The sequence below is a fragment of the Microbacterium ureisolvens genome (genome assembly GCF_019511645.1).
GTDB lineage: Bacteria > Actinomycetota > Actinomycetes > Actinomycetales > Microbacteriaceae > Microbacterium > Microbacterium ureisolvens_A.
In genome coordinates, this window is the sequence record NZ_JAEUAX010000005.1 from 191,708 (window position 1) to 207,461 (window position 15,754).

Annotated in this window: 14 protein-coding genes; 3 read left to right on the forward strand and 11 right to left on the reverse strand. The window is 67.1% G+C overall.

Features of this window, described 5'->3' with window-relative positions; translation table 11 throughout:
* Positions 1-28 precede the first annotated feature (28 nt).
* From JNB61_RS11125 to JNB61_RS11145, 5 genes are read right to left on the reverse strand one after another with little or no spacing between them, the layout of a single operon-like run.
* Entirely contained in the window at positions 29-958 is a 930-nt protein-coding gene (locus JNB61_RS11125; protein WP_220289135.1) for a carbohydrate ABC transporter permease, read from the reverse strand.
* The gene (locus JNB61_RS11130; protein WP_220339657.1) at positions 952-1,980 is read right to left on the reverse strand and encodes an ABC transporter permease; all 1,029 of its coding nucleotides are present in this window, start codon (positions 1,978-1,980) and stop codon (positions 952-954) included. The genes JNB61_RS11125 and JNB61_RS11130 overlap by 7 nt, the downstream gene beginning before the upstream one ends.
* 33 nt (positions 1,981-2,013) lie before the next feature.
* Complete coding sequence (locus JNB61_RS11135) at positions 2,014-3,075, reverse strand: Gfo/Idh/MocA family protein (protein WP_220339658.1); 1,062 nt, start codon at positions 3,073-3,075, stop codon at positions 2,014-2,016.
* Positions 3,072-3,800 (reverse strand): cupin domain-containing protein, encoded by a 729-nt coding sequence (locus JNB61_RS11140; protein WP_220339659.1) that lies wholly within the window; start codon positions 3,798-3,800, stop codon positions 3,072-3,074. The genes JNB61_RS11135 and JNB61_RS11140 overlap by 4 nt, the downstream gene beginning before the upstream one ends.
* Positions 3,797-4,930 (reverse strand): Gfo/Idh/MocA family protein, encoded by a 1,134-nt coding sequence (locus JNB61_RS11145; protein WP_220339660.1) that lies wholly within the window; start codon positions 4,928-4,930, stop codon positions 3,797-3,799. The genes JNB61_RS11140 and JNB61_RS11145 overlap by 4 nt, the downstream gene beginning before the upstream one ends.
* A 118-nt stretch (positions 4,931-5,048) precedes the next feature.
* On the opposite strand from JNB61_RS11145, the gene JNB61_RS11150 reads away from it, so the two are divergent.
* Together JNB61_RS11150 and JNB61_RS11155 are read left to right on the forward strand one after the other, a co-directional pair.
* Positions 5,049-6,044 carry a LacI family DNA-binding transcriptional regulator gene (locus JNB61_RS11150; RefSeq protein ID WP_220289140.1) on the forward strand — a complete coding sequence of 332 codons (996 nt, stop codon included), beginning with the start codon at positions 5,049-5,051 and terminating at the stop codon, positions 6,042-6,044.
* A gap of 180 nt (positions 6,045-6,224) precedes the next feature.
* Positions 6,225-7,061, forward strand: a complete 837-nt coding sequence (locus tag JNB61_RS11155; protein WP_220339661.1) for a hypothetical protein — start codon at positions 6,225-6,227, stop codon at positions 7,059-7,061.
* Positions 7,062-7,148: 87 nt separating this feature from the next.
* Here the strand turns inward: JNB61_RS11155 and JNB61_RS11160 are convergent, their stop codons facing one another.
* The 6 genes from JNB61_RS11160 to JNB61_RS11185 form a co-directional block, all read right to left on the reverse strand.
* A complete protein-coding gene (locus tag JNB61_RS11160; RefSeq protein ID WP_220339662.1) occupies positions 7,149-8,393 on the reverse strand; it encodes an RNA polymerase sigma factor in 1,245 nt (414 codons plus the stop codon).
* 60 nt (positions 8,394-8,453) lie between these two features.
* Complete coding sequence (locus JNB61_RS11165) at positions 8,454-8,840, reverse strand: YciI family protein (protein WP_159842013.1); 387 nt, start codon at positions 8,838-8,840, stop codon at positions 8,454-8,456.
* 222 nt (positions 8,841-9,062) lie between these two features.
* The gene (locus JNB61_RS11170; RefSeq protein WP_220339663.1) at positions 9,063-11,069 is read right to left on the reverse strand and encodes an ATP-dependent helicase; all 2,007 of its coding nucleotides are present in this window, start codon (positions 11,067-11,069) and stop codon (positions 9,063-9,065) included.
* 178 nt (positions 11,070-11,247) lie between these two features.
* Positions 11,248-11,895, reverse strand: a complete 648-nt coding sequence (locus JNB61_RS11175) for a hypothetical protein (RefSeq protein WP_220339664.1) — start codon at positions 11,893-11,895, stop codon at positions 11,248-11,250.
* A gap of 258 nt (positions 11,896-12,153) precedes the next feature.
* A complete protein-coding gene (locus JNB61_RS11180) occupies positions 12,154-13,464 on the reverse strand; it encodes an Nramp family divalent metal transporter (protein ID WP_220339665.1) in 1,311 nt (436 codons plus the stop codon).
* 130 nt (positions 13,465-13,594) lie between these two features.
* Entirely contained in the window at positions 13,595-14,530 is a 936-nt protein-coding gene (locus JNB61_RS11185) for a dihydrodipicolinate synthase family protein (RefSeq protein WP_220339666.1), read from the reverse strand.
* A 170-nt stretch (positions 14,531-14,700) separates the two neighbouring features.
* Here JNB61_RS11185 and JNB61_RS11190 point away from each other — a divergent pair, with 170 nt between their 5' ends.
* Positions 14,701-15,684 carry a LacI family DNA-binding transcriptional regulator gene (locus JNB61_RS11190; RefSeq protein ID WP_308291253.1) on the forward strand — a complete coding sequence of 328 codons (984 nt, stop codon included), beginning with the start codon at positions 14,701-14,703 and terminating at the stop codon, positions 15,682-15,684.
* Positions 15,685-15,754: the final 70 nt, after the last annotated feature.

Here is a 15,754-nt window from a genome sequence, read left to right on the forward strand (position 1 = left end):
GGGGATGGGATTCGAGAGAGGCGCTTCATCAGCCCTTGACCGACCCGAGCATCACGCCCGAGACGAAGTAGCGCTGGATGAAGGGGTAGAGGCAGATGATCGGGAGGATGGTGAGCAGCATCGTGACGGCCTGGATGTTGGACGCGATCTGAACGGCCTCGCCGCCGGTCGCGTCCTGGGTTCCCGTCGCCGCGGCGATGAGGTTGCGGAGGTACACCGTGACAGGGAACCGGGCCTTGTCGTCCATGAACAGGAACGCGCTGAACCAGGAGTTCCAGAGGCTCACCGCGTAGAAGAGCGTCATCGTCGCGATCACCGCTTTGGACAGCGGCAGGACGATGCGGAAGAAGATGCCGTAGGTCGACAACCCGTCGATCGCTGCCGCCTCCTCGAGATCTGTGGGGAAGTTCTCGAAGAACGACTTCATGACGAGGAGGTTGAACACGCTCAGAGCACCCGGCACGACGATGGCCCAGATGCTGTTGCGCCAGCCGAGGTAATTGGCAATGAGGATGTAGTTCGGGATCAGTCCGCCGCCGAAGAACATGGTGAAGACCGCGACCCCGACGAAGAACGTACGGCCCTTGAGGTAGGGCTTGCTGAGCGCGTACGCGTACGTGGTCGTCATCGCCATCGCGATGATCGTTCCGACGATCGTGTAGAGGAACGTGTTCGCGTAGTTCGTCCAGAACAGCTGATCGCTCAGCACGACGCGGAACGTGTCGAGGTTGAAGCCGAGGGGAATGAGGTTGACCTCGCCGGCCGCGATGTAGCCCTCGGAGGAGAACGCCTTCGCGATCAGGTTGATGAACGGGTACAGCGTGACGGCGCAGATGAGCAGGATGCAGATCACGTTGACCGCGCGGAACGCCTGGCTGGCGCGCGACTCCCGGATGACTCCGGCTTCCCTCCGGACATGGGCGATGTCCGGCTTCTGCGACAGGGGTTCGGTCACCATAGCGAGGTTCCCACCATTCGACGAGAGAGCGCGTTCGCGCCGAGCACGAGCACGAGGCCGATGAGCGCCTCGAAGAGCCCGATGGCCGTCCCGTAGGAGAACTGGGCCGACTGGATCCCGACGCGGTAGAGGTAGGTGGCGATCACATCGGCCGTTGAGTAGATCAGCGGGTTCTGCAGCAGCAGCACCTTCTCGAATCCGACGGACATGAACGTGCCGATGTTCAGGATGAGGAGCACCATCATCGTCGGGCGGATTCCGGGGAGCGTGATGTGCCACGTCTGCTGCCAACGGTTCGCGCCGTCGATCCGCGCCGCCTCGTAGAGCTGGTCGTCGATCGTCGTGAGGGCCGCGAGGTAGAGGATCGTGCCCCAGCCGACGGTCTGCCACACCTCGGAGGACACGTAGATCGCGCGGAACCACTCCGGCCTCTGCATGAACGGCACGGGGTCGGCGCCCATCGCCTCGACCACCTGGTTGACCGTTCCATTGAGTGCCGTCAACTGGAGGACGAGCCCCGCGACGATCACGACGGACATGAAGTGTGGCAGGTACGAGATGGTCTGCGCGATCCGCTTGAACCGCCGTGACCGCAGCTCGTTGAGCATGAGCGCCAGGATGATCGGCAGCGGGAACGTGATGAGGAGCGTGAGGGCTCCGAGGATCACGGTGTTCCAGAACACCGTCCAGAACTGCTGGTTCGAGATGAACGTCTGGAAGTAGTAGAACCCCACCCATTCGTCTCCGAAGATCGATCCTCCGGGACGGAATCGACGAAAGGCGATGATGTTGCCCAGCATCGGGACGTATCTGAACACCAGCAGGAAGACCAGCGGCGCGATGAGAAAGGTGTAGAGCCGCCAGTCGCGGGTGAGAGCTCGGCGCCACGTCTGCTTGGCACGAGGTGTGCGGTCGCGTCGGAAAAGCCGTCGCTTGGCCGGTGCCGTCGTGATCACCCGCGTGTCGTTGCCCGGCGGCGGGTCACCCGCCAGCGACAGAGGTCTTTCAAGGGACTGCGTCATGAGAACTCCACATCGTCGTGGTTCAGATGGCTGTCAGGGAGCGAGCACGAGCGCTTCGCCCTGCGCCTGAAGGCTGAGTTCCGCGGCCTTGAGCGCGTGGGCTTGGGTCATGGCCGTCTCGGTGCGGTCGATGCAGTCGCGCACGAGCTGCCCGAAGTAGGGGAATCCGGTCATGCCGTTCGCATCGAACCGGTATTGGCCTTCCTGGTTGACGAGGATGACCTGGCCGCCGCCGTTGTCAGTTGCGATGTCGATGTACTTGCGCAGCTCGATGTAGCCGTCTGTCCCCAAGAGCAGCGTGCGCCCGTCGCCGAACACGCCGAGACCGTCCGGGGTGAACCAGTCGACGCGGACGTAGCCGGTCGTGCCGTTGTCGAGCACGACGTGCGCGTCGCCGAAGTCCTGCAGCCCGGGGGTGTCGGAGTGCGCGTAGTTCGCGACAGTCGAGGTCGACACCCGCCCGTCAGTGGCACCCGTGTAGAACAGCATCTGCTCGAAGTTGTGGCTGCCGATGTCGCACAGGATGCCGCCGTACTGCTCCGGGTCGTAGAACCAGTCCGGTCGCCCTCCCCCGATGCGGTGCGGTCCGAAGCAGACCACCTGCAGGACGGTGCCGATCGCTCCGCGTTCGATGAGCTGGCCGGCGAGGATCGCGGCTTCCGAATGCACGCGCTCGCCGTAGTAGACCGCGTATTTGCGACCGGTGCGCGCTGTGGCCTCACGGACGGCGTCCAGCTGGCCGAACGTGGTGAGCGGCGCCTTGTCGACGAACGCGTCCTTGCCTGCCTCGATCGCGCGGAGGCCGATCGGTGCGCGCTCCGAGGCGATGGCCGCTGTCGCGACCAGGCGCACATCGGGATCGTCGAGCACCTCTCGCTCCGACGATGCCACGCGGGCGGTGGGGTACCGTTCGGTGAACGACGCCACCCGGTCCGGGTTCTCGTCGAACACCCACTTCACGGTCGCTCCCGCTCCGATGAGGCCGTCGGTCATGCCGAAGATGTGGCCGTGGTCGAGGCCGACGGCGGCGAAGGCGAACTCGCCGGGCGCGACGACCGGCTGCGGGAGGGGATCGAAGGTGTACGGGTGGTTCATCGGGGATTCTCCTCGAGGTCGGTGACGTCATAGGCGCGGATGAGTCCGCACATGCCGAAGCGCCGCTCGTCGGCTGCCGGCGCTTCGCGCACACGCGCGTCGCGGAGGTGCATGACGTCGCCGCTCGCGATCGCCTCCGCGAGCGCGAGCGACCGCTCAGCTTGGGCGAGAGGGCCCTCCTGCACGAGCTGCACCCACCCGGTGGCGCTGCCGAGGACGAGCGCGCCGGCCGCCTGGTAGAAGCGCTCAACAGGTCCGCGATCACCGGCGGTGACGGCGTCGCGCATCGCGTCGAAGCCGGTCACCGCGAGATCGCGACGGCGCGACGCACGCTCCTCACGACCGTCCGGCTCGCCGAGGGACGCAGCCGCAGCGTACGCGTCGGGATCGGCCACGATGTCGGCGGGGAAGGTCATCACCGCGTCGCCGGCCTCAGGGAGCCCCGCGTTGCTCATCAGGACGATCACCCGCAACCCGCCGTGGTTCACGGCTCGGTGGATCGTCCCGGGCGTGAACCATACGACCGATCCCGCGTGGAGCTCGGTCTCACGGAACCCCTCGCGGTCGATCGTCTGCAGGGCGCCACGCCCTTCGACCACGACGTAGGCCTCGGTCGAGACGAGGTGCATGTGCGGGCTTCCGCCGCACACGCCGTCCGGTGCGGCATCCGCGTAGATGTCGAGGCGCGACAGTGATGTGCCGCCCGGGAAGGACGAGACGCTCATGACGCGGCCACCTCGACCAGCGACGTCTGCTTCTCGAAGAAGCGCGGCGCATGCGCAACGAGCTGGCCGGCACGGTAGTAGGGGTCGTCCGCCTTGAGAGGCAGCGATACGAACGTGCGCTCGATACCCGCCTTGTAGATCGCCGTGACCACCTCGATCGCGTTGCGGCCGTCCCGCCCATCCGCGAGGGGTTCCCTCCCGTCGCGGACGGCGGCGAGCAGGTCGCCGATCTGCCCCTCGTGTCCGCGGTGGCGCAGGGGCTCTCGCTGCGCGGCGATGGCCTCGATGGCGGCGACGATGTCGGGGTCGCCGCCCTCGGCGGGGAACCCCCCGCCGTCCGCTCGCTCCGCGATGACCTTCCAGGGCTGGGAGACGCGGGCGCTCTCCCCCTGGACGACGATCTCCTGCTCTTCGCCGTGATGCACCACCGAGCTCGTCAGCTGGGCGAGGCCCCGCTCATACCGGAACACCGCGACGGAGAGATCCTCGACCTCGCTGTTGTGGTGCTGCGCGTTCGCGATCATCGCCGTGATCTCCGTCGGGCGGCCCAGGAGCCACAGGAGCAGGTCGATGTGGTGGATGGCGTGGTTGAGCGTGCTGCCGCCACCCTCCTTCTCCCACGTGCCGCGCCACCACAGGTCGTAGTACGGCAGACCTCGCCACCAGGCGGAGTCCACGCGCACGTGGGAGATCGGACCGAGGAGCCCGGATTCGACCACGCTCTTGAGGGTGGCGAGGTCGTCGCGGAAGCGATTCTGCGCGACGACCGAGAGCAGCTTTCCCGAACGCTCCTGTGCGGCGAGCATCGCATCGCACTCCTCCAGAGAGGGCGCCATCGGCTTCTCCACGAGGACGTTCACGCCCGCGTCCAGAGCGGCGATCGCGAGCGCAGCGTGCGACGAGGGCGGCGTCGCGATGCTGACGAGATCGAGGCGCGCCTCGGCGATCATCCGGAGCGGATCGTCGTAGCCGATTGCGTCCGTCAGTCCGGACGCCTCGGCCTTCTCGGCCGCCTTGCCCGGCATGACATCGGCGAGCGCGACGATCTCGCATTGCCCGGGGAAGGCCAGATACCCACTGATGTGGGCACTGGCGATGCTGCCGGTGCCGATGATTCCGATTCTGAGCATTGCTTCCTCTCAAGTTTTTACTACGTATTACTAAGACGTAGTAGATAGTATGGAAGCAACGTCCGCACGGTCAAGTCCTTTTTCGAGGGGCAGGATGGCGGAGATGGGGGATCAACACATGGGGAAACGTCCGACAAGTCACGATGTCGCCCGTCGCGCGGGCGTCTCGCAGACGACGGTCTCATTCGTCTTCACGGGCCGCAGCGGCATCTCGGCCGCAACGCGCGAGCGCGTGCTCGCGGCAGCGGCTGAACTGAACTACCGCCCGAATCTTGCCGCCCGATCCATGCGAACCCATCGGACAGGACGGCTCGCCGTCGTCATCCCTGTCTCGGGACTGAATCTCTTCCCCGTGCTCGAAGGGGCTGCTGCCACGGCGCGAGACGCCGGCTACGTCGTCGAAGTGATCAGCCTCTCGTCCTCACCCGAGGAGCGCGCAGACGATCTCGCTTCGGTCGCCGAGTCCGGCGAATACGAGGGCATCCTCTCGTTCACTCCTATCCGGGCGCCCCAGCCGACGTCGACCGACTCTGCGCCCGTGCTGCTGTCCCTCTCCGAATTCGACGAGAACATGCACGCCACCGGTGCGTTCAGTGACGCCCGTCCCGTGGCCGAGATCATGGAGAAGCTCGCAGAACTCGGCCACCGAAGGTTCCTGCACATCGCAGGACCCCCCGACTACCCGGCCGCAGTCGCTCGCCGAGACCTCTATCTCACTACCGTCGAACGGCTGGGCCTCGACTCACTCGGTGTGGTGGGCGGCGACTGGAGCGGGCTCACGGCGAATCACTGTGTGCAGGATCTGCCCGACGACACACCCCCGCTGGCGATCATCGCGGCCAACGATGTCCTCGCCGCCGGGGCGATCCGCGGTGCGGTCTCGCGCGGCTGGACGGTTCCGGGGGATGTGAGCGTGACCGGCTGGGACGACCTCATCATGAGCGCCCATTTCATCCCCTCCCTCACCACCGTGTTCCAGGATCGCCACCGCCTCGGGTCGTCCTCGATGCAGCGACTTCTCGCCGCGATCCGCGGAACCGAGCCGCCCGCCCAGGAGGAGGCCCTGCAGAAGGTCGTCTGGCGGGAATCCGTCGCCGCGCCGCGCGCTCGATGAGATCACCTCGCCGAGGGTTCGCAGAAGCCGGTGTCGCAGTCGTCGTCGACCTTCCAGGTCCGTGAGACGGGACCGTGACCACGGTGATCCGCGCTCGGCGGAGCAGGCTGGCAGGATGACAGCATGAACGGGGGTTCGACCCGACGCGGGGCGTCGCCGAGCGATCGGCGGGGCGAACTCATGTCTCTCGCGCGTGATCAGGCCGCGTCGCGTCGTCCGTCGGACCTCATCGCCCAGTGGATGGCCGACGCTACGGTGCAGCCGTCGCAGACGGATCTGCGCACCTCCACCGCGTACGATGCGCTCGCCCTGGCGGCCGCTGCGGATTACGAGGCCATCCTGCTTTCTCCCGTGGCTCCCATCGGCACCAACTCGGTGGTCGCGCCGACATCGCAGGATCGTACGCTCACCACCATCCGTGGAAGCGAGGTGGTGTCCGACCCCACGAACGTCCTTGCGCTGGAATGCGCGCGCCGGCTCCTGCTGGACCCGCGCCGGCCGGTGCGACTGTGCACCGCGCACCAGGTCGTGCGCATGCAGCCGGTGCCTCCCGGACTGGGACATACCCGGCACTTCCGGCTCTTCTCGCTGGCCGACGCAGGCCCTGGTCTTCCCGACGACGGGTTCGAGGTCAACGCGATCGTCGCGCAGCTCGCCGCGTACCGCCGAATCCTGGACGTGGCTACGCGCACGAACGGCCTTGTCTGGGATCGACCGGTCGCCTCCGTGCACACGGATGACAGGCTCCCTGCACTGGCGGACCGCGCCGCGGCTGCGCTCGTCGCAGACCAGTCTGACGTCGAGGTACGACTCCTGCCTCTCGAGTCGGCATACTACGGCGGCCTCCGGGTCCTCTTCGGCGTGCACAGTCAGGACGGGGTGCTCCGGGAGTGGATCGACCTCGGCGTCTTCGACTGGGTCGCGCAGCTCACCAGCAATCGGCGTCAGCGGTTCGTCGCAAGCGCCATCGGCCTTCAACTGCTGCCCCTGCTCGCCTCGGGCGTGCCCGAGAACTGAACTGCGCCACCCGCGAGCCCAGGGCACGCCGAGCCTCGCTCGGATCGAGGGGGGTCGAGCTTCCCATTTCCCTCGCTGCGACACCCGTCACCACACGAGTTGGCGGCGGCGGCGATCCAGGTACGCTCGCTCGCCGGGGTTGCCCGCGAGTCGGAGAGCCCTGTCGTACGCCGTCCGCGAGTCCTCGCTTCGTCCGACCCGCCTGAGGAGATCGGCGCGCGCGGCGTGGTAGGCGTGGTAACTGTCGAGGGTCTCGCTGAGTTCGTCGATCTCGGCGAGCGCCTTGTCGGGGCCATGCAGTTCGGCGACAGCGATCGCACGGTTCAGTCGTACGATCGGGGAGGGTTCGATCTCGATCAGACGGTCATACAGAGCGACGATCTGTGACCAGTCTGTATCGCCCGAGGACGAGGCGTCGGTGTGCACCGCGTTGATCGCCGCCAGGAGTTGATATCGCCCTGGTGGCTTCGCACCGGCGGCGACCGCGGCGATCCGCTCGCGGACCAGGGCGTGACCCTCGATGATCAGGTCACGGCTCCACGCGCCGCGGTCTTGCTCGTCGAGGGTCACCAGCTCACCTGATCGGGTGAAGCGCGCGGCGCGCCTCGCGTCAGCGAGCAGCATCAGGGCGAGAAGGCCGGTCACCTCGCCCTCATCGGGAAAGAGCGACCGCAGGAGGCGGCCCAGGCGGATCGCCTCTTCGGTGAGGTCCACGCGCAGCGAGGCCTCCCCGGCGGTGGCCAGATAGCCCTCGTTGAAGATGAGATAGATCACCGCGAGCACACCGGCGAGCCGTTCCCGGATGTCGGTCGCCGACGGCGCCCGGAAGGGAATGTGCGCTGCCTTGATCTTCGCCTTTGCGCGGGTGATCCGTTGCGCCATCGTGGCCGGCGGCACCAGGAAGGCGTGTGCGATCTCCGCGACGGTGAGCCCACCCAGCATGCGCAAGGTCAGAGCGACCCGGGCCTCCATGGCGAGGGCGGGATGACAGCAGGTGAAGACCAGCCGGAGCCGGTCGTCCTCCACCGGTCCGGTCGGCTCGGGAGGCGTGTCGTCGGACAGCATGTGAGCCGCCTGATGTTTGTGTTCGCGATGCGATTCACGACGCAGCCGGTCGATCGCCTTGCGGGCCGCGGTGGTCGTGAGCCACGCACCCGGGTTCGGTGGTACGCCGTCGCGCGGCCACCTCTCCACCGCCGCAACGAATGCCTCCGCGGCTGCATCCTCGGCAAGGTCCAGGTCGCCGAACCGCCGGGTGAGGCCTGCCACCACCCGCGCCCACTCCTCGTGGTGAGCGCGGACGATGGCCTGGTCGGCCGGGGACGCGATCACGACGCCAGGAGAACCCGGCCTGATGTCGACTCCGACTCGGGCAACAGGGATCGACCCATCTCACACGGTCGCAGACGATTGGCGTTCAATGATCTCCCCGACATCCGACGGGAATCGGTGCACCTCCTGGGGCCAGTCCAGTGCCACCGCCAGTCGTCCTGCCCAATAGCGAGCGGCCGCATCGTCCGCCACATCGACGACGGTGAACCCGCCGAGGTGCTCCTTGGTCTCGATGAACGGTCCATCGGTGAAGACCGGCTTTCCGTCCTTGCTCACAACGCTGCAGACCACGGTCGAGGCATCGATCCCGCCATCGGCGAAGAGGAACACGCCCTCTGCCTGCATGTCGTCGAGCACGGCCCGCGAGGCCTCGCCCTTGCTGCGCAGTTCATCGGGGGTGTGCTCCGGCACCCACTCGTCGTTGAATGCGATCAGGTATTTCGGCACTGACGTCTCCTCTCGTCGGGACCAGGGGCCACGTCGTGACTCCTCCGTCCGGCGACCCGAATCAGGTCGCACACCTCATCCACGAACAGCAACGCTCAGATACGACACTATCCCTGAGAATTTTCGAACCGATGGCGTTCGTGCGGATTCACGCCGCCGAGAGGACAGCGATCGCGGGAGCGGGCGTTGCAGGACACTCGCGGCGAGACCGGCTGATGCGAATCAGGCGAAGAGCTCGTCGAACGCGTCTGTACGCACGCGGGGCGCCGCGGCGGCACGCATGGTCGCAGGCTCGGGGATGACGGCGGCGGTGCTGATTGACTCCATCAGCGCGCGCGCCGGCTCGGTCAGGAACCTGCTGGGCTTGGCGGCGACATGTTTGGCGAGAAACGCGGTGGGATGCGTGGGAAGCTGCGAGGGCACGTACACGTCAAGGGCGTCGCGGGCGCGGGTCAGCGCCACGTAGAAGAGTCGCTGCTCTTCGGCAAGGCCCGCGGACGAGGTGAGTGCCATGTCCGAGGGCATCGCGCCGTCGTTCGCCCGCATGAGGTGCACCGTGTCCCATTCCAGGCCCTTCGCGGAGTGGATCGTCGACAGGGTCAGCCAGTCCTCGTCGAGGTGTGGCTGTTTCGCCCAGTCGCCGGCGACGTTCACGGGGTCGATCGCCTGCTCGCTCACGAACGTGCGGAGATCGCGCTGCATTGCGGCGGCCTGCGCGATGGCGTCGACTTCGCTCACCCGACGGTGCCAATCCGGGTAGTGCGCGCGCAGCAGCGGATCCACCGCGCCTCGGCATGCCTCGACCAGCTCCGGCACGGCGGTCGCGGCGTCGACGGCGCCGAGCACGGACAGGGTCGACGTGAGCCCGGTGCGCGCCTTCGCCGGTGCCGCCGCGACGGCGTCGGCCGCGCGATCCGCTCCGCCGTCCGCGAGGATGCCCGCGAGTCCGCGTGCACTCGCCTTGCCGATCGCGCGGTGCCGGATGAGCAGGCGGTACCACGACACCTCGTCGGCCGGGTTGAGCACCACACGGAAGCTCGCGAGCAGGTCGCGTACATGCGATGTCTCGAGATAGCCGATCCCGCCGAATTTGTGGAAGGGGATCCCCCGCACCTTGAGCTCGACCTCGAGTTGCGCGCTGTGCGATCCGGTGCGCATCAGCACGGCCTGGGAACGCAGCGGCGTGCCATCGACGTGGGCGGCGAGGATGCGGTCGGCGATGGTGCGGGCCTCATCGTCGGCGTTGCGGCAGGTGACCAGCGTGGGCCGGGTGCCCTGCTGCGGACGGTCGGCGACCAGGCGCAGCCTGAGCTCGCCCGGACGCACCTGGTTCGCAAGGTCGAGAATCGGCTGTGTGGAACGGAAGTTGCGTTCGAGGCGAACCAGAGTCGCGCCGGGGTACGCCTCGATGAGCTCGAGCAAGTGCCCGGCGCTCGCGCCACGGAACGCGTAGATCGCCTGGGCATCGTCGCCGACGACCGTGAGTCCGCGGCCTTCGGGACTGAGCCCGCGCACGATATCGACCTGAAGCTGGTTGACGTCCTGGTACTCGTCGACCAGCACCCAGTCCCAGCGCGCCCGCAGCCGTGCCCCGACATCGGGATCAGATACCAGCGCCCGCAACGCGACGAGCAGATCATCCAGGTCGAGCAGGCCGCGCTCGCGCTTGCGGTCACGGTAATGGCGCAACAGGCCGGCGATCCGGTCGGCCTGCTCCAGCGCCCAGGGGAACTGCTCTTCGATGACGGCGCGCACCGGGGTGGCGCTGTTGATCACGCGGGAGGCGATGTCGGCGATGGTACGTGTCGTGGGCAGCCGCACCTCGGTGCCATCGAGCCCATGCTCCGCGCGCAGCAGGTCGATCAGATCGACGACGTCATCGGGATCGATGACCGTCACGTCCTCCAATCCCAGGTGCTGTGCGTGCTCGGCGACGATGCGATGCGCGACGGCATGGAACGTGCCGCCGGCGATCCGCTGCGCAGCCTGCGCATCGCCGCACATCGCGGCGGCTCGAGAGAGCATCGCGGATGCCGCGCGCCGGGTGAACGTCAACAGCATGATCCGCTCCGGAGCCACTCCCGCGTGCAGCAGCCGCGCCACCCTTGCCGTCAGCACCCGCGTCTTCCCGGTGCCCGCCCCCGCCGCGACCACCAGCGGCCCGTCGCCGTGCTCGACGGCCGCAAGCTGCGCGGGATCCAGCCCGGCAAGCGCATCACCTATTGCCACGGAGGTGACGGTACTCAGACCCCCGGACATCCAGCCGTCATCCGAGCCCTGGGGAGACGATCGAGCGCTCGGGCTGGAAAGCAGCATCCATCTTGGACAGAGCCTTCGACCGTGTCCTGGCCGCTGAACGAAGCCTGCACGGTCGACCATGGCGTCGGCTCTTCAGCGGACGAACCCCTCAGATGAGATCGGCCGGATGCAAGACGATGTGGGCGAGCCGCTGAGGGCCCACTTGCTGTTCATACTCCACTCCCTCGGGGATCCACTTGGTGTCCCAGAGGGCGATCTCAGCCGCGCTGTCGCCCTGGCCCCGGTTCCGGGTCTTCGCACGTTCGCCCGCGAGCTGAGGACCGAGGTCGATCCAGACGGGGAGATCGATCAGCGGCAATGTCTCCGGTCGAAGGATCCGGATTCCCTCGACGATGAGCGCGGCGGGCATCGGCTCGTCGACGAGCGCTTCCCGCCCATCGTAATCACGAGCTCGATACCGTAATCGCGACTCGGCTCCGGTTCTCACTCGACGGAGGAGATCGAGGATCGCCGGCCAGTCCTGAAGCTCGAACAGGGCAGCTCGCCGAGTGTCGACAGCCGCGTACAGCCGGTCGGTGGGCACCACCTGCCGCGGGCTGACCCCGAGGTCATCAGCGAGCCGAAGCGACAGCGTCGACTTTCCCGCCCCACCATGACCGCCGATCGCGACAATGATCGGACGATCGATCTCCGCGATCAGCTTGCGGGTACGCCGAAGCAGGTCGGGATAGCCATGCCCAGCTGTGCTCACGATGTCATCGTTCCTCGTCTCAGTTGCCGGACGCCAGACTGCCACGGCCCGCAAGCTCGCGCTCACATCGCAATCTCCGCAGAAACATGAAGAGCCGCGCACTTCCGCGGGTTTTCAATGGTTGCTGTCTCAAGACAGTGCGCGCCCGAAGGGACTCGAACCCTTACCCTCTGATCCGTAATCAAGTGGGAAGCGTGCTGTGTCGGCGTCCGAGGAAGGCGCCGCCGTTGTCGCGCGTCGGGGTCCTCGAGTAGCCGTCAGCGAAGAGGCTAGGCGCCTCTTCGCTGACGACTGATCGCACTCTTATGCGCCGATCAGGGTGAGGAGGAGGCGTACCGAGAGTGCGAGAACGGCGGCGAGTCCGATGATGCCCAGCAGATTCTGCCACCACCGGTTGCGCATCTCCCCCATGAGACTGCGGCGGTTGGCCATGATGATGATCAGGGCGGCGAGGATCGGTGCGACGAGAACGGTGAGCGCCTGCGCGATGACGATGAGCTGGACCGGCGAGGTCTGGAAGATCAGCGCCACGATCACGCCGAAGGCGAGGATGCTGCCGCTGATGATCTTGGCGGTGAGCGAACTCGACGAGGCACCTCGCCCGAGGCCGTCGGACAGCATGGTCCCACCCGCGGTGGCGTTGGCGATCATCGAGGAGAACGCGGCGCCGAAGAACCCGAGGGCGAACACGGTGGACCCGATCGGCCCGGCGAGGGGTTCGAAGATGCCGGCGAGGGCGACGATGGTCGGGGCTGCTTCTCCGGTCTTGCCGAGCACAGCGGCCGCGACGACGATGACGAGCGCGGTCATGATGCCGGGCGCGACGATCCCCGGGATCGTGTCGACGATGGTGACGTCACGGTAGTCGCTCTCGGTGCGTCCGCGCTCCTTCGTGCCGTAGGAGGTATAAAACGCGGCGTTGATCGAGAAGTTCGTCCCCACCAGCGCGACGATCAGCAGCCATGAACCTTCAGGGAAGGTCGGGATGAATCCGGTCGCGGCGGCCGCCCAGTCGGGGTTCGACACGAAGGCCGAGACGATGAACGCGATGGCCATGAGCGCGACGATGGCGACGAGGACCTTCTCGATGACGCGGTAGACGTTGCGGAGAAGGAGCAGTGCGGCGACGGCGACCGTGCAGATCACGGTCCACATGACAGGGTTTCCGCCGAACAGCATGGACAGTCCGAGACCGGACCCGACGGCGTTGCCGACGGAGAAGCACAAAGTGATCAGGAAGATGCCGATGCCGGCGAGGACGCCGACCCAGGTGCCGAGGTGGGCTTTGATGGAGGCGATGAGCGAGACGGGCGATTTGATGCCGAGTCGCACGCTCATGTCGGTGAGGAAGATCATCAGGATCGTGGAGATGACGATGACCCAGATCAGGGCGTACTGGTAGCCGCTTCCGGCTTGCACGGCGGTGGTGAGGTTCCCGGGGCCGAACTGCCAGGCGCCGGCGACGAAGGCGGGGCCGATGAGGGCGAGCTGCTGCCAGAAGGAGCGGCGCTTGCCGTGGGCGTTGACGATGCTCTTCATCGTCTCGGTGGATACGCGGCCGTAGCCGGTCCCGGGAGTCGTGGAGGTGTGACGGGTGTTGGTGCGGTCAGCCATGGTTCGTGCTCCTTCATTGGAGGCGTCGGCGTGAGCCGAGAAGTCTTCGTTGACTAGGGTGCCGCTGAGGCGGCGGCGGGGTGAACCCCAGGGGCCGGGGCGGGGCGTTGCGCCCCACCCCGGCAGGTGATCACGCGGGAACGGCGACTTTGCCCAGGCCCGCGGAGGCGAACGCCGCGGCGATCTCGGCGTCGGCGCCGTCGGGCAGCGGCAGCAGCGGGGTGCGCACGGTGGCGTGGTCCAGGATGCCTCGGTTGACGAGGCCCCACTTCAGCGCGACGGTGCCTTCCATGTGCGAGCCGCGGTGATACACGTTCTTGGTGACCGGCAGCAGTCGCTCGTGGATGGCGTGTGCGCGGGGGTAGTCCTGCGCCTTGCCGGCGTCGATGAGCTCGATGAGCGCCTCCGGGGCGATGTTGCCGTAGCCGACGAGCAGGCCGTCGACGTCGAACATCGTCGGCAGCAGGTACTCGTCATGGCACGAGAGGATCTGCAGCTCGGGGTAAGCGGCGCGCAGAGCGGGGATCTCGGTGTACCAGCGGCGCATGTTGCGGACGCCGTTCTTGGTGGCGAACACGCCTTCCTGGCCGGCGATCTCGAGCTGGGTGTCGAGGTTGTAAGACGCCTTGGTGTTGTCGGGGTACTGGAAGAGGATGAGCGGCAAGCCCGACTCCTCGTAGATCTCCTGGTACCGGGACTGGGGTGCGCCGTCCTGGTAGCCGAAGCGCAGCCAGCCGTGCGAGGGGTAGACGAGGCCGGCGGCGGCGCCAGCCTCGACGGCCTTCTTCGCCTCGAGGGCGGCGGTCTTGTTGCCTTCCTTGGTGATGCCGGCGATCACCGGCACGCGGCCGTCGGTCGATGCGACGAACGCGCGGATGACGTCGAGCTGCTCTTCGTCGGTGAGGAAGGTGCCTTCGCCGGCGTGACCGAGCACGACGAGGCTCTTCACTCCGTCGATCGAGCCGAGCCACGACCCGAGTCGCTGGATGGCGTCGTAGTCCACGTTGCCTTCGGTGGTGAACGGGGTGACGGGTGCGGGGTTCAGGCCGCGGAGATCAAGGGACATCGGTGGCTCCTCTGATGAACGTCTGAGTGATAAGGATCTTGCGAACGTTAGCGGGAACGTTTGCAAGAACGATTGCAAGTATCGCGCGTCGCGGGAGAGAATGTCAAGCGAACGTGTAGACAGGTTTCAGACCACAGGTCGGAAGGTGCGGAGTGAGCGAAGCTCAGGTAGTGACTTTGCGCGACGTCGCCGTCGCCGCGGGAGTCAGCGTTTCGACGGTGAGTCGGGTGCTCGACGAGCGGGTCCGGCCCTCGCGGTCGGCGACGGCGGAGAAGGTGCGCAAGATCGCCGACGAGCTGGGATACCGGCGCAATGTCTTCGCATCGAGCCTCCGGCGCGGCGAGACGGGAACGATCGGGGCGCTCGTGCCGCGCCTGGCGGACACCGTCATGGCGCTGATGTTCGAAGCGATCGAGCGAACCGCCCGATCACGCGGATACTTCGCCGTCGTCGCGACCTGCGGGGACGACCCCGACGAGGAACGCGAAGCCACCGAACGCCTGCTGGACCGAGGCGTGGACGGGTTGATCCTCGCGACCGCACGACTTGATGACGCCTTGCCGGCCTCGCTGCGCGCCCGCGACATCCGGCACGCACTGGTGCTGCGCACGGACGGGGTGAGCCCGTCGTCGCTGGGTGACGACGTCGCGGGCGGCTACTTCGCGGTGCGGCATCTGGTCGATCTCGGGCACCGAGACATCGCGGTGATCACCGGTCCGTCCTTCACCTCCAGTGCCCAGGACCGGCTCGCCGGCGCCCGCCGCGCTCTCACTGAAACCGGATCACCGCTGCCGGATGACCGCGTCCTGTCGACCGGCTACGGCGTCGAGGCGGGAGTGACTGCGGGGCACGAACTGCTGGAGGCCAAGACGCGACCGACGGCGATCTTCGCCGCCAACGACAACCTCGCGCTCGGCGTCATCACGGCGGCAACGAAGCGAGGACTGATCGTCGGGCAGGACCTCTCCGTCGTCGGGTACAACGACATCCCGCTCGCGGCTCAGCTGCCCGTGCCACTGAGCTCGGTGCGCGTCCCGTTCGACCAGATCGCCGCATCGGCTGTGGACCAACTGCTCACCCACGCGCCCGCCGGGCAGCTGCGGCGGTTCCTTCCCTCCCTGATCCCACGAGCGTCGACAGCCCTCCCCCGTTGACAGTCCGCCACATCCTCGAAGAATCGGGGATCGTCCGCAGCGACATCACGTATCCGAGCTCGGTCCGCAA

What these genes read in the sequence shown, in the direction of transcription:
- JNB61_RS11125 (WP_220289135.1), bottom strand. Translation starts at nt 958, where the DNA reads ATGGTGACCGAACCCCTGTCGCAGAAGCCGGACATCGCCCATGTCCGG.
- JNB61_RS11130 (WP_220339657.1), bottom strand. Translation starts at nt 1,980, where the DNA reads ATGACGCAGTCCCTTGAAAGACCTCTGTCGCTGGCGGGTGACCCGCCG.
- JNB61_RS11135 (WP_220339658.1), bottom strand. Translation starts at nt 3,075, where the DNA reads ATGAACCACCCGTACACCTTCGATCCCCTCCCGCAGCCGGTCGTCGCG.
- JNB61_RS11140 (WP_220339659.1), bottom strand. Translation starts at nt 3,800, where the DNA reads ATGAGCGTCTCGTCCTTCCCGGGCGGCACATCACTGTCGCGCCTCGAC.
- JNB61_RS11145 (WP_220339660.1), bottom strand. Translation starts at nt 4,930, where the DNA reads ATGCTCAGAATCGGAATCATCGGCACCGGCAGCATCGCCAGTGCCCAC.
- JNB61_RS11150 (WP_220289140.1), top strand. Translation starts at nt 5,049, where the DNA reads ATGGGGAAACGTCCGACAAGTCACGATGTCGCCCGTCGCGCGGGCGTC.
- JNB61_RS11155 (WP_220339661.1), top strand. Translation starts at nt 6,225, where the DNA reads ATGTCTCTCGCGCGTGATCAGGCCGCGTCGCGTCGTCCGTCGGACCTC.
- JNB61_RS11180 (WP_220339665.1), bottom strand. Translation starts at nt 13,464, where the DNA reads ATGGCTGACCGCACCAACACCCGTCACACCTCCACGACTCCCGGGACC.
- JNB61_RS11185 (WP_220339666.1), bottom strand. Translation starts at nt 14,530, where the DNA reads ATGTCCCTTGATCTCCGCGGCCTGAACCCCGCACCCGTCACCCCGTTC.